Below are 13,403 nucleotides of genomic sequence, written 5' to 3'. Positions count from 1 at the left end.
CATGTACCTTGAACACTTCGGCTTGCGCGAGTATCCGTTTACCCTCACCCCGGATACCAGTTACTTTTTAGCCAACAGCCACCATCAGGCGGCGTTGAATACCTTGCTGGTTGCCATCAGCACCGGCGAGGGCTTCATCAAGATCACCGGTGAAGTTGGGACCGGAAAAACCTTACTGTGCCGCCAATTTCTGGCTCACATCGAGCATATCAACGCCACGCAACCCACCCCGCAATTTGTCACCGCATACATTCCAAACCCCTATCTGACGCCGCACAGCCTGATGCTGGCGCTCGCCGAAGAGCTAGGCTTCAGCCCGGCAGCCAATATCGAGCAACACCAGCTGCTCAAATCCATTACGCAAGCGCTGCTGGCCTGCGCCAATCAGGGTCAGCAGGTCATACTGTGTCTGGATGAGGCTCAGGCCATGCCCATCGAAACGCTGGAAGCGCTGCGCCTGCTCACCAATCTGGAAACCGAAAAACGCAAATTGCTGCAAATCATCCTGCTCGGACAGCCTGAACTGGATCAGAAATTACAGCACCACAGCATACGCCAACTGAATCAGCGTATCAGCTTCCACTATCAGCTAGGCACGCTCAACCTCGCTGAACTAGGACAATATGTGGCGCATCGCCTGCACACTGCCGGCTATCAGGGCCCACCTGTGTTCACTCGACGAGCCTTGCAGGCCCTGCATCATGCCAGTGGCGGCATACCCCGTCTGATCAACATCCTCGCCCATAAAGCCATGATGCTGAGCTTCGGCACTGGCGAGTATCAAATCGGCGCAAGGCAGATCAGCATCGCTGCCGAGGACACTGAAGCCGCACAGCAAATCGTACATTACCGGTATTACCTGGCGATCGCCTTCATCATGCTCGCTACCGGATTTGGATGGGTCATACTTAAATGAGTCTAATCAATCAGATGTTGCAAGACCTGGCACAGCGGCAGGCACCCACCGCGGATACCCTCAGCCAGGTTACCGCCATTCCGCTGCAACCCCGGAAAAAAGGAATACCAATCTGGTTCTGGGTCAGCCTGACCAGCCTTATCGCTATTAACGCTGCAGCATGGTTATGGTGGCACAGCCGGCCAAATACAGCGCAACCCGTCACGCCGCCGATCATGCGCCACGCCATACAAGCTGCTGTACCTGCAGTAACCAAACCGGCTCCGACAGTAGCTCCACCGCCTGCCGTACCCGTAGCGGCAGTAGCTCAGCCAACTCTGGCTAGCACTATACCGACCCTAACACCCTCGCTGACACTGTCATTGGGTATCAGCAATCCTAACCCCAGCGTATTACCGAGCAAACCAGTACCGCTCAATGATCCTGTGCAGATTACTGCTAACAGCAGCATCAGCAAACAGCTCAAACCACTGACGACTGCCCAACTGGCCGAAAACGAATACCGCAAGGCACTGACACTGACGCAGCAAGGCCACATTAATGAAGGCATGGAAAGTTTCAGCCTAGCCTTGTCGCTTGATCCGCACCACCATGCCGCCAGACTGACACTGGTCGGACTGCTGATTGAGAATAAACGCATGGCAGAAGCCGAGCGTCGTTTGCAGGATGGTATCGCCCTCGATGCCGACCAGACCGATCTGGCGATGATACTGGCACGCCTGCAAGTCGAGCGCGGCAGCATCACTGATGGCATCGCCACGCTGGAGCGCAGCTTGCCTTATGCAAGCGAACAGGCGGATTATCAGGCATTTCTCGCCGCATTATTGCAGCGTAACGGACGCCATAAATCGGCAATTGAGCACTATATTGTCGCGCTGAAAAAGGCGCCGCAATCTGGCGTGTGGTGGATGGGCCTGGGCATTTCCCTGAAAGCCGACAATCAACCGGACAAAGCGCGTGAAGCGTTTACCCGAGCCAAAGCGACTAACAACCTGAGTCCGGATTTGCTCGCATTCGTAAACCAGCAATTATCCTGAGCATGCACCAAAAAGGATGAACTCCACTGTGTCGGCACTATACAGGTGCCGACAGTCATCGCCATAAAAAACACAACATACTGTTTATTAATACAATTAATCATGGCACGCTCATTGCTATGTAAAGAGTGGGGCATAAATTTTCGTTGTTGGTTTATGCACCGTTTTCATCCTCCATGCGGTATTTAGGGCGTCTTCGGACGCCCTCTTTTTTATCAGTTGCCTGAGTCCCTACCGAGCAGCGTACAATTACATCTTTCGATTTCCGTAGCTGATTACCGTGATCCGTTTTACACAACTCACCCTCGCCCGTGCTGCCAAAGTCCTCATTGAGCAAGCCAATCTGCAAATTCACCCCGGCCAGAAAATCGGTCTGACCGGTGCCAACGGCTGCGGCAAATCCAGCCTGTTTGCCCTGCTCCTCGGCGAACTTCACCCCGAATCCGGTGAACTGAGCTTACCTGATACCTGGGTGATCGCGCACGTCTCCCAGGACACTCCGGCCTTGCAGCAACCGGCTCTGGAATTTGCCATGGATGGCGATAAACGCCTGCGTGCAATCGAGCACGAACTGGAGCAGGCCACCGCTGCCAATGACGGGCACCGTGTCGGTGAACTGCATGCACAACTGGGCGAAATCGATGGCTACAGCGCCCGGGCGCGCGCTGCGGAATTGCTTCATGGTCTGGGCTTCAGCGATACCGACTTTGCCAAACCGGTTGCCGACTTCTCCGGCGGCTGGCGCGTACGCCTGAATCTGGCGCAAGCGCTGATGAGCCGCTCTGATTTGCTGTTGCTGGATGAGCCCACCAACCACCTGGATCTGGATGCGGTGCTGTGGCTGGAAGGCTGGCTGAAGAGCTATCCGGGCACGCTGCTGCTGATTTCGCATGACCGTGACTTCCTTGATGCAGTTACCACCCATATTGCGCACATCGAAAACCGTGGCATCAAGCTCTATAGCGGCAGCTATTCCGACTTTGAACGCCAGCGTGCCGCCCATCTGGCGGTGCAGCAAGCCATGTTCGACAAGCAGCAGCGCGAACGCGCCCATCTGGAAAGCTTCATCGAACGCTTCCGTGCCAAAGCCACCAAAGCCCGCCAGGCGCAGAGCCGGATCAAGGCGCTGGCACGCATGGAAGACATCAGCGCAGCTCATGTCGACTCGCCATTCAGCTTCACTTTTCGTGATCCGGTCAGCGCACCCGACCCGCTACTGGATATCCGCCACGCCAGCGTCGGCTATGGCGCGCAACCGCTGTTGACCGATATCAACCTCGCGGTACGCAGCGGTGAACGCATCGGCCTGCTCGGCCGCAACGGTGCCGGAAAATCCACACTGATCAAATTACTCGCCGGTGAAATCCAGCCGTTTAGCGGCACCCGCAGCGAAGGCAAAGGGCTCGCCATCGGTTACTTCGCCCAGCACCAGCTGGAGCAATTGCGCCCCGACGAATCCCCCTTGCAGCACATGTTACGGCTGTCACCCGATACCCGCGAGCAGGAATTGCGCGACTTCCTCGGCACCTTTGACTTCCGCAACGACGCAGCCATGTCACCCTGCGGTCCATTCTCCGGCGGCGAAAAATCGCGCCTGGCGCTAGCACTGCTGATCTGGCAACGTCCGAACCTGTTGCTGCTGGACGAACCCACCAACCATCTGGACATGGACATGCGCCACGCCCTCAACCTGGCATTGCAAGGCTATCAGGGCGGTGTGGTATTGGTATCGCACGACCGCTCGCTGCTCTCCACCACCTGCGACAGCTTCATGATCGTCGCGGATGGCAAGGCGCAAGTATTCGATGGTGATTTGAACGATTACCGCGACTGGCTCAACCAGCAGCGTCTGCAGGAAGCCAGCGTCAATCCTGACAAGCTTGAACGCCGCCAGCAACGCGAGCAATCGGCACAGGAACGCCAGGCACGACTCGCGCAACGCCGCCCCATCGTAAAGGAATTGGAAAAACTTGACCAGCAACTGCCGAAATGGCAAGCCGAAAAAACCACACTCGACCAGCAACTGGCCGACACCACCCTGTATGAAGTGGCTCAGCGCGACAAACTGCAAACGCTGCTCAAGCGTCAGGGAGAGCTCGGCAACATGATAGATGAGGCTGAAGAACGCTGGCTGAATCTGCATGAAACCTTAGCCGAACTTGATACTGCCGAAAACTGATCCTGATTGCTGGCGCAATATCGCCAGCAATCAGGCATCTTGTACTACCCACGCCATCAGCATTCCCGCCGCACAACCATGCACCACAATCACAAAAACAACACCGATAGCTATTAACTATCTATCAAATTAATATTTTCAATTAGATTTATTAATCACCCTTCTTTATCATACGCTCCGTAGCAACTAATTTTTAACCCACCAAGGAGCAAGACGCATGAACACCACTTTAATCAACACCGAAGTTCTGCCATTCGCAGCCACCGCTTTCCACAACGGCAAGTTTGTTGACGTTACCGAAGCAAGCCTTAAAGGCAAATGGTCGGTCGTGTTTTTCTATCCGGCTGACTTTACCTTTGTCTGCCCAACAGAGCTTGGCGATCTGGCTGACAACTATGCTGAATTTCAGAAAATGGGCGTAGAAATCTACGCGGTATCTACCGACACCCATTTCACCCACAAAGCCTGGCATGACACCTCCGACACCATCGGCAAAATCCAGTATCCGATGATCGGCGATCCTACCGGCACCATCACCCGCAACTTCGGCGTGATGATCGAATCTGCCGGTCTGGCCGAACGCGGTACTTTCGTGATGGACCCTGCAGGCAAAATCCAGATTATCGAAGTCAACGCCGGTGGCGTGGGTCGTGATGCATCTGAACTGCTGCGCAAGATCAAGGCTGCTCAGTATGTTGCTGCGCATCCGGGCGAAGTCTGCCCAGCCAAGTGGAAAGAAGGCAATGCCACCCTGGCGCCTTCGCTTGACCTGGTAGGCAAGATCTAATTGCCACCCGCTGCCGGCTTAAACCGGGAGCGGGATTGCAGCGCAAAGGCGTAGATACTATCCACGCTTTTGCAGTGTAATCCCATAGAGGAAAATATCATGCTCGACACCAATATCCAGACCCAACTCAAAGCCTATCTCGAACGCCTGCAGCAACCGATAGAACTCGTCGCCACGCTGGACGATTCGACTAAATCCGCAGAAATGCGCGAACTGCTGCATGACATCGGCGCGCTGTCGACGCTGGTCAGCGTACGCTACGACGGCATAGACGCGCGCATCCCGTCATTCTCGGTCGGCCTGCCCAACCAGACAGCACGCATCCGTTTCGCCGGTATCCCCATGGGTCATGAATTCACCTCGTTGGTGCTGGCGCTGTTGCAGACCGGCGGCCACCCGCCCAAAGTTGATGCTGCGTTGATAGAACAGATCAAAGCCATTCCCGGCAATTTCCGTTTTGAGACCTTCATTTCGCTGTCCTGCCACAACTGCCCGGACGTCGTACAGGCACTGAACCTGATGGCGGTGCTAAACCCCGGCATCGAAAGCGTAATGATAGACGGCGGGCTGTTTCAGGATGAAGTCGCCTCGCGCCAGATCATGGCCGTGCCCATGACCTTCCTCAACGGCGAACTGTTCGGGCAGGGACGCATGACCCTGGAAGAAGTGGTTGCCAAACTGGATAGCGGCAGCGCTGCACGCGATGCCGGGATACTGGATGCCAAGGCTGCCTATGACGTGCTTATCGTCGGTGGCGGCCCGGCAGGAGCTGCTGCCGCCATCTATGCGGCACGCAAAGGTATCCGCACTGGCGTGGTCGCCGAACGCTTCGGAGGCCAGGTACTGGATACGCTCGCCATCGAGAACTTCATTTCGGTACAGCATACCGAAGGCCCCAAGCTGGCCGTAGCGCTGGAACAGCACGTAAAAGAGTACGACGTCGACATCATGAACCTGCAACGTGCTGCTGCGCTCATTCCCGCTGGCGACGATGGCCTGAATCAGGTGCGTCTCGCCAATGGCGCAACGCTCAAAGCCAAAACCATAGTGATTGCTACCGGTGCCAGATGGCGTGAAATGAATGTACCGGGTGAACAGGAATACCGCAACAAAGGCGTTGCCTACTGCCCGCATTGCGATGGCCCGCTATTCAAGGGCAAGCGCGTGGCAGTGATTGGTGGCGGCAACTCCGGCGTGGAGGCTGCCATTGATCTGGCAGGTATCGTTGCCCACGTCACACTGCTCGAATTTGACGTCAAGCTGCGCGCGGATGCGGTTTTGCAGAACAAGTTGCGCAGCCTGCCCAATGTCACCATCATCCTCAATGCCCTGTCGACTGAAGTCAGCGGCGATGGCAGCAAAGTCAATGGCCTGATTTACCAGGATCGCGCCAGCAATACCACCCACCGTATCGAACTGGAAGGCATTTTCGTCCAGATCGGCCTGCTGCCGAATACAGACTGGCTCAAGGACACCTTAGCCCTGTCTCCTCGCGGAGAAATAGAAATCGATGTACGCGGCCAGACTTCCCTGCCCGGCGTATTCGCCGCCGGCGATGCTACGACTGTGCCGTACAAGCAGATTATCATTGCCATGAGCGAAGGAGCAAAAGCCAGCTTGTCGGCATTTGATCACCTGATAAGAAGCTCGTCACCCGGCTAGGCAGCAATTTACGAAGTAACAGAAATCATTGGAATAAGACGTAAAAAAGGCCCACATTGCTGTGGGCCTTACTTTTACTGGTGGGTCTGCACGGACTTGAACCGTGGACCAAAGGATTATGAGTCCTCTGCTCTAACCAACTGAGCTACAGACCCGAAAGCGCAAAACTATACCATTTTCAGGCTGTTCTTACCAGCCTGCAATGGATCTTATTGACTACCGTTGTCGATAAAGCTCTTGAGCCGGTCGGAACGGGAGGGATGACGCAATTTACGCAATGCCTTGGCTTCGATCTGGCGAATACGCTCACGCGTTACGTCAAACTGCTTGCCGACTTCTTCCAGGGTATGGTCGGTATTCATTTCAATACCGAAGCGCATGCGCAGAACTTTGGCTTCACGCTGGGTCAGGCCGTCCAGAATTTCCTTGGTGACATCCTGCAGGCTGTCATAAATGGCAGCATCCATTGGTGCCAGGGTTGAAGTGTCCTCGATGAAATCACCCAGATGCGAATCTTCATCATCACCAATCGGCGTTTCCATGGAAATCGGCTCTTTGGAAATTTTGAGGATCTTGCGGATTTTCTCTTCCGGCATTTCCATTTTCTCGGCAAGCACTGCTGGATCCGGCTCTTGTCCGGTTTCCTGCAATATCTGCCGGGCGATACGATTCATCTTGTTGATGGTTTCGATCATGTGCACGGGAATACGGATGGTGCGTGCCTGATCGGCGATGGAACGGGTAATCGCCTGACGTATCCACCAGGTGGCATAGGTCGAGAACTTGTAACCGCGACGATATTCGAACTTATCCACTGCTTTCATCAGGCCGATGTTGCCTTCCTGAATCAGATCAAGGAATTGCAAACCACGGTTGGTGTATTTTTTCGCGATGGAAATAACCAGACGCAAGTTGGCTTCGATCATTTCGCGCTTGGCGCGCAAGGTACGACCTTCGCCCGTGGTCATCTGGCGATTGATTTCTTTCAGGTCCTGGATAGGAATACCTATCTTGTCCTGCAACGCAATCAAACCATTCTGCCGCTCAATAATGGTGTATTGATGGCGAATCAGACCTTCTACATAAGGCTTCTTGACGGAAGCCTGTTCGTTGACCCATTCCAGGTTAGTTTCGTTATTCGGGAATACTTTGATGAAATGCTCACGCGGCATACCGGATTTCTTAACTGCAACTTCCATGATGTCGCGTTCATGAGAACGCACGGTTTCTACCAGACCGCGAATCAGGTTGCACAGCGCTTCAACCTGCTTGGCGGAGAAACGGATTTCCAGCAGCACGTTGGAGACTTCTGTTTGCAATTCGTTGTATTGTTTGCTGCCATAACCGTATTTCTTGTGCGCAGCCTGCATGCGCTTGACCAATTTGCGCAGCAGTTCGAAACGCTCCATTGCATCCGCTTTAAGCTGTGCCAGGTTGGCTGCTGCCATGGCACTGCCATCGTCCTCTTCTTCGCCTTCCTCTTCGTCCAGCTCAGCTTCCGCTGCCTCTTCTTCAGCCGCAGCGGTCACGACAGCCGCCGCAGCCGCTTCGAGTTCAGCTTCGGTGGCGACAATGCCATCAACGAATTCATCAATGCGAATTTCGTCACGCTCAACTTTATCGACTAAAGACAGGATTTGATCAATGGTGATCGGACAGGCTGAAATCGCCTGCACCATGTGCTTCAGACCATCTTCGATACGTTTGGCGATTTCAATTTCGCCTTCACGTGTCAGCAACTCTACCGTACCCATTTCGCGCATGTACATACGCACAGGATCGGTGGTGCGACCGAATTCGGAATCAACTGTGGACAGCGCAGCTTCGGCCTCGGCAACCACATCTTCATCAGCCACCGCTGGGGCCGCATCCGACATGAGCAAGGCTTCAGCATCGGGCGCTTCATCATAGACCTGGATACCCATGTCATTGATCATGCTGATCACGCCTTCGATCTGCTCGGCGTCGAGCATGTCATCAGGCAAGTGATCGTTGATTTCTGCGTAGGTCAGATAGCCACGCTCTTTACCAAGTACAATCAGATTTTTGAGACGGGCACGACGCAATTCTGCATCGGTTTGTTTAACATCATTCTTGTCTTGATCGATCGCCATAATAAAAATGTATCCAATGAGTACTGCTTAAAAATGTGATAATTATACCAGCCGACACACCATTCCAGCCAAAACTTCGTTATAAACACTGTGTCTGCTTAGCGTAATTGCTGTAATTCTTTTTTTTCTTCGTCAGTTAAATCGCGCAGCGATTTTTGCGCCAATACCTGCATACGCGTCTGCTTACCCGTCATACGCAACTGCTCCAATACCAGATTGAATTCCGGTGTCACATCCAGATCGGCTTCCCAATCCATGATTTCAGCACCGCATTGCTCAATATCGGCAGCATGTAACTGATGCTGCCCCTGCTCAATCAGCATCGCTGTATCCAGATGGGGATGCTGATGCAAAATTACAAGTACTTCGCGCAGGGTTTGCGTGTCAGTATCGGTTTGCGTCAGCAGATCCTCAGTTAAATATTGTGCCAAACTCGGATTAAACAACAACATACGTAATAAATGCCGGCTGATAGACGCAGGCGCCGGACGCTTTATCCGCGCCGGCCCTGCCGATAATGCCCGCACCGGTTTGAGGTGCCACAACGCAGCAAGTTCCGCCATATCAATCTGCACTAATTCAGCCGCGCGCTTACGCAACATCAGCGCCAGACTGGGTGCCGTTACCTGTGCAATTAACGGCTGCAGCGCTTTTAGAAAAGCGCTTTTACCCTCGTCTGTAGCCAGGTCGTGCTGCTGCGCAATCTGCTTGAACAAGTAGGCTGAAAGCGGCACAACCGACTTGGACAGCATCGTTTCAAATCCAGCGCGCCCAAATTCCCGCACATAGCTGTCCGGATCATGCGACTCGGGCAGGAACAGAAACCCCAGCCGACTGCTGTCGGTAACAATAGGCAAACTATGCTCTAATGCGCGCCATGCTGCGCGCTGTCCGGCGCTGTCACCGTCAAAGCAGAAGACCACTTCATCTGTGTGGCGCAACAATTTCTGTAAATGCGTTGCTGTCGTCGCCGTACCCAGCGTTGCCACAGCATATTCCACGCCATGCTGCGCCAGCGCCACGACATCCATGTAACCTTCGACCACAATTACGCGGCCGGCATCCCGAATGGCGCGACGCGCCTGAAACAGGCCATACAGCTCGCTGCCTTTCTGGAACAATGGCGTTTCCGGCGAATTCAGGTATTTTGGCTCGCCACCGCCATCCAGCACTCGACCACCAAAACCAATGACATCACCCTTCTGATTAATGATAGGGAACATGACTCGATCACGAAAGCGATCATAGCGCTGCCCCGCATCATTCACCACCACCAGCCCGGCTTCATGCAATGCCGGATCAGCATAGTGCTCAAATACCGCTCCCAGGTTCTGCCAGCCATTCGGCGCATAACCCAATCCAAAACGTGCCGCAATCTCGCCAGTAAGCCCACGCTTCTTCAGATATTCAATTGCCGTAGCAGACAATTTAAGCTGCTGGCGATAATACTGCTCGGCACGTTGCATGACTTCTACCAGACTGGCTGTTTGCTGCGCACGTACCGGATTCGGCGTCGCACTCTCCGGCACTGTCATGCCGGTTTGATCTGCCAGCGCCTTAATCGCATCAACGTAGCTTAAACCGGCATATTCCATTAAAAATCCGATTGCCGTGCCATGCGCACCGCAACCAAAACAATGATAGAACTGTTTGGAAGGCGAAACCGTAAATGAGGGGGATTTTTCGTTATGAAACGGACAGCAGGCTTGATAATTGGCACCGGCTTTTTTCAGCGGCACGCGGCGATCGATCACATCTACAATATCAACGCGACTTAACAGGCTTTGAATAAAATCCTGCGGGATCATATAACGCAAACCTTTTAGTAGCGGAAACCTTTAATGATACGTACCCGAACAGCACGTAAAATTAGCCGACTAACTTGGCCTTAATCCGTGTTGACACTTGCGCCATATCGGCACGACCGGCCAGCTTGGGCTTAACCGCCGCCATGACCTTACCCATATCCTTGACACCAGCAGCGCCTGTTTCTGCAACAGCTTGAGCAATCAACGCATCAATTTCATCGTCGCTTGCAGCATCTGGCATATACGCTTGCAGTACACTGATCTCAAAATGCTCAATATCAGCCAGATCCTGTCGTCCCGCAGCTTCAAACTGAGAGATGGAATCACGCCGTTGTTTAAGCATTTTATCAATCGCAGCAATTATTTGCGTATCATCCAGCTCAATACGCTCATCAACTTCACGCTGTTTAATTGCTGCCAATAATAGCCGAATCGCTCCCAGACGCGCCGTTTCCTTGGCGCGCATGGCAGACTTCATATCTTCAGTGATTCGGGCTTTCAGACTCATAAAAAATGCAAATTAATACATTTTTGGAGGAAGAGTTTGGCTACGGATACGCTTGTAGTGACGCTTTACTGCAGCTGCTAATTTGCGCTTGCGCTCAGCAGTTGGCTTTTCATAAAACTCACGAGCACGCAACTCGGTCAACAGACCAGTTTTTTCAACAGTACGCTTGAAACGACGCATCGCTACTTCAAACGGCTCATTTTCCTTAACACGAACACTAGGCATGAAATCTAAACTCCAAAAGAGGGGAGGAAAAACGCGGATTATAACCCTTAATGCTATTTTTTCCAAGCTTATTGCTCGGCATTTGTTTTTTGCCCATCCAATAATGAGCGCTTCTGGTAAAATGGCATCATGGCTTATCAAGTATTAGCGCGTAAATGGCGCCCTCGAACTTTTGCAGAACTTGCTGGGCAAGCGCACGTCGTGCGCGCGTTGAGTAATGCGCTGACCCAGAACCGCCTGCACCACGCCTACCTGTTTACCGGTACGCGCGGCGTTGGCAAAACCACAGTGGCGCGCATACTCGCCAAAGCACTTAATTGCGAAACAGGCATTACCGCCACACCTTGCGGCGTGTGCTCCGCATGCACGCAAATTGATGCCGGACGTTTTGTCGACCTGCTGGAACTGGATGCCGCATCCAACACCGGCATAGACAATATGCGCGAGGTACTGGATAACGCGCAATATGCGCCGACAGTCGGCCGCTTCAAAGTCTACATTATCGACGAAGTGCACATGCTTTCCAAAGCAGCGTTCAATTCCATGCTTAAAACGCTGGAAGAACCGCCTGAACACGTCAAGTTCATTCTGGCGACTACCGATCCGCAAAAAATACCCATTACCGTACTGTCGCGTTGCCTGCAGTTCAATCTCAAGCAAATGCCGCCGGAACTGGTGCGTGAGCACCTGACCAAAGTACTGGAACTGGAAGGCATACCCTCGCAACCAGCCGCACTGCAACTGATTGCACGTGCCGCCCAGGGCAGTATGCGTGACGCGCTGTCATTACTGGATCAGGCCATCGCTTACGGCAGCGGCGAAGTGCTCACCGACACCGTGCATGGCATGCTCGGCGCAATTGACCAGCGCTACTTATTCAGTCTGCTGTACGCGCTCATCGCCAATGACGGCGTCACGCTGCTGAACGAAGCTGAACAGATGGCGGTACGCAGTATCGATTTCGATGCCGCGCTGCAGGATTTTGCAGCATTGCTGCAACAGATCGCACTGACCCAGATCGTCCCGGCCGCACTGGCTGACGACACACCGGATCGCGACACCATCATTGAACTGGCGGCGCAACTCGACCCGCAGACCGTGCAACTCTATTACCAGATATGCCTGCTGGGTCGACGCGACCTCGCGCTGGCACCGGATGAATTTGCCGGCTTCAGCATGACCTTATTACGCATGCTGGCATTCCTGCCACAAACCAGCAGCATAGGCATGGCTAATCCTGCTCCGACCGTACAGCGCGCACCAGTAGTCAGAACCGCTGCTCCAGCTCCAGCGGTTAGCGTAGCACCTCCAGCTGAGGTAGCACCTGCTGTGGCAGCCCCCATCCAGGCAACACCGACTCCACCCGTAACCGAACCAAACGTCGCCACAGCAGCCGCACCTCATATATCCGAGCCCGCAGCGCCAGCGCCCACCTACAATGGCGACTGGGCCACGCTGGTCACGCAACTCAAGCTGGGTGGGCAAGCACGCATGCTGGCATTGCAATGCGAATTCGTACAATTCGAAGCAGACAACATGCAACTGCGCGTCCCTGCCGAACATAAGCACCTGACCGACAAATCCTATCAGGACAAGCTGCGCGAATCCCTGAGCGGCCATTTCGGCCGTCCGCTGCGACTCGAAATCAGCCTCACCACCGAAGTCGCCAACACCCCGATCAAACAGCAGAACGATGCCCGTGCTGCTCGCCAGGCCGAGGCCGAAAGCATCATTCAGGACGACCCTTTTGTGCGCGACGCCATCAACCAGCTTGATGCGCATGTCGTCGCCATTCAACCCGTAGATCAACCCGCAAATTAATCAAGGAGTAACGCCATGCTAAAAGGTGGTTTGGGCAATATGATGAAGCAAGCTCAGCAAATGCAGGAAAACATGAAGAAAATGCAGGAAAAACTGGCTGACGTCGAAGTCGAAGGTGTATCCGGCGCAGGCATGGTCAAGGTATTAATGACCTGTCGTAACGATGTGCGCCGCGTCACCATTGACCCTAGTCTACTGAGTGACGACAAGGAAATGCTCGAAGACCTGATCGCCGCAGCCATGAACGATGCTGTACGCAAAGCCGAAGCCACGACCCAGGAAAAAATGAGCGGCTTCACTGCCGGACTGAATCTGCCACCAGGCTTCAAGCTGCCATTCTGATTAA

At 53.8% G+C, this 13,403-nt stretch carries 11 protein-coding genes and 1 tRNA gene; 7 read left to right on the top strand and 5 right to left on the bottom strand.

Annotation, left to right across the window (positions count from 1 at the left end; all coding sequences use genetic code 11):
* Position 1: 1 nt before the first annotated feature.
* The 5 genes from EJE49_RS02800 (at position 2) to ahpF (ending at position 6,581) form a co-directional block, all read left to right on the top strand.
* Positions 2-916, top strand: a complete 915-nt coding sequence (locus tag EJE49_RS02800) for an ExeA family protein (protein ID WP_124948890.1) — start codon at positions 2-4, stop codon at positions 914-916.
* A complete protein-coding gene (locus tag EJE49_RS02795) occupies positions 913-1,953 on the top strand; it encodes a tetratricopeptide repeat protein (RefSeq protein WP_124948889.1) in 1,041 nt (346 codons plus the stop codon). Before EJE49_RS02800 ends, EJE49_RS02795 begins: the two co-directional genes overlap by 4 nt.
* 280 nt (positions 1,954-2,233) lie before the next feature.
* Complete coding sequence (locus EJE49_RS02790) at positions 2,234-4,132, top strand: ATP-binding cassette domain-containing protein (RefSeq protein ID WP_124948888.1); 1,899 nt, start codon at positions 2,234-2,236, stop codon at positions 4,130-4,132.
* A gap of 217 nt (positions 4,133-4,349) precedes the next feature.
* Positions 4,350-4,919, top strand: coding sequence for an alkyl hydroperoxide reductase subunit C (ahpC, locus tag EJE49_RS02785; protein WP_124948887.1), 570 nt, complete (start codon positions 4,350-4,352; stop codon positions 4,917-4,919).
* 99 nt (positions 4,920-5,018) lie between these two features.
* Positions 5,019-6,581, top strand: coding sequence for an alkyl hydroperoxide reductase subunit F (gene ahpF / locus EJE49_RS02780; RefSeq protein WP_124948886.1), 1,563 nt, complete (start codon positions 5,019-5,021; stop codon positions 6,579-6,581).
* A 78-nt stretch (positions 6,582-6,659) separates the two neighbouring features.
* Here the strand turns inward: ahpF and EJE49_RS02775 are convergent.
* The 5 genes from EJE49_RS02775 to rpsU form a co-directional block, all read right to left on the bottom strand.
* Positions 6,660-6,736: transfer RNA gene (locus EJE49_RS02775), tRNA-Ile, on the bottom strand.
* Between the two features lie 54 nt (positions 6,737-6,790).
* Positions 6,791-8,695: an RNA polymerase sigma factor RpoD gene (gene rpoD, locus EJE49_RS02770; RefSeq protein WP_124948885.1), complete on the bottom strand. Its 1,905-nt coding sequence runs from the start codon at positions 8,693-8,695 to the stop codon at positions 6,791-6,793.
* Between the two features lie 98 nt (positions 8,696-8,793).
* Positions 8,794-10,503: a DNA primase gene (dnaG, locus tag EJE49_RS02765; protein ID WP_124948884.1), complete on the bottom strand. Its 1,710-nt coding sequence runs from the start codon at positions 10,501-10,503 to the stop codon at positions 8,794-8,796.
* Between the two features lie 61 nt (positions 10,504-10,564).
* Complete coding sequence (locus EJE49_RS02760; protein ID WP_124948883.1) at positions 10,565-11,011, bottom strand: GatB/YqeY domain-containing protein; 447 nt, start codon at positions 11,009-11,011, stop codon at positions 10,565-10,567.
* Positions 11,012-11,023: 12 nt separating this feature from the next.
* Entirely contained in the window at positions 11,024-11,236 is a 213-nt protein-coding gene (gene rpsU, locus EJE49_RS02755; RefSeq protein ID WP_087446429.1) for a 30S ribosomal protein S21, read from the bottom strand.
* A gap of 129 nt (positions 11,237-11,365) precedes the next feature.
* On the opposite strand from rpsU, the gene dnaX reads away from it, so the two are divergent.
* Together dnaX and EJE49_RS02745 are read left to right on the top strand one after the other, a co-directional pair.
* Positions 11,366-13,057, top strand: a complete 1,692-nt coding sequence (dnaX, locus tag EJE49_RS02750) for a DNA polymerase III subunit gamma/tau (protein ID WP_124948882.1) — start codon at positions 11,366-11,368, stop codon at positions 13,055-13,057.
* 15 nt (positions 13,058-13,072) lie between these two features.
* Positions 13,073-13,399 carry a YbaB/EbfC family nucleoid-associated protein gene (locus EJE49_RS02745; protein WP_124948881.1) on the top strand — a complete coding sequence of 109 codons (327 nt, stop codon included), beginning with the start codon at positions 13,073-13,075 and terminating at the stop codon, positions 13,397-13,399.
* The last annotated feature ends 4 nt before the right edge of the window (positions 13,400-13,403 follow it).

It is taken from the genome of Sulfuriferula thiophila, from assembly GCF_003864975.1.
GTDB lineage: Bacteria > Pseudomonadota > Gammaproteobacteria > Burkholderiales > Sulfuriferulaceae > Sulfuriferula > Sulfuriferula thiophila.
This window is presented reverse-complemented; position numbering and strand designations above follow the sequence as displayed.

Excerpts from the sequence above, each read along its gene's own strand:
- EJE49_RS02800 (WP_124948890.1), top strand. The coding sequence starts at position 2 with ATGTACCTTGAACACTTCGGCTTGCGCGAGTATCCGTTTACCCTCACC.
- EJE49_RS02795 (WP_124948889.1), top strand. The coding sequence starts at position 913 with ATGAGTCTAATCAATCAGATGTTGCAAGACCTGGCACAGCGGCAGGCA.
- ahpC (WP_124948887.1), top strand. The coding sequence starts at position 4,350 with ATGAACACCACTTTAATCAACACCGAAGTTCTGCCATTCGCAGCCACC.
- ahpF (WP_124948886.1), top strand. The coding sequence starts at position 5,019 with ATGCTCGACACCAATATCCAGACCCAACTCAAAGCCTATCTCGAACGC.
- rpoD (WP_124948885.1), bottom strand. The coding sequence starts at position 8,695 with ATGGCGATCGATCAAGACAAGAATGATGTTAAACAAACCGATGCAGAA.
- dnaG (WP_124948884.1), bottom strand. The coding sequence starts at position 10,503 with ATGATCCCGCAGGATTTTATTCAAAGCCTGTTAAGTCGCGTTGATATT.
- EJE49_RS02760 (WP_124948883.1), bottom strand. The coding sequence starts at position 11,011 with ATGAGTCTGAAAGCCCGAATCACTGAAGATATGAAGTCTGCCATGCGC.
- rpsU (WP_087446429.1), bottom strand. The coding sequence starts at position 11,236 with ATGCCTAGTGTTCGTGTTAAGGAAAATGAGCCGTTTGAAGTAGCGATG.
- dnaX (WP_124948882.1), top strand. The coding sequence starts at position 11,366 with ATGGCTTATCAAGTATTAGCGCGTAAATGGCGCCCTCGAACTTTTGCA.
- EJE49_RS02745 (WP_124948881.1), top strand. The coding sequence starts at position 13,073 with ATGCTAAAAGGTGGTTTGGGCAATATGATGAAGCAAGCTCAGCAAATG.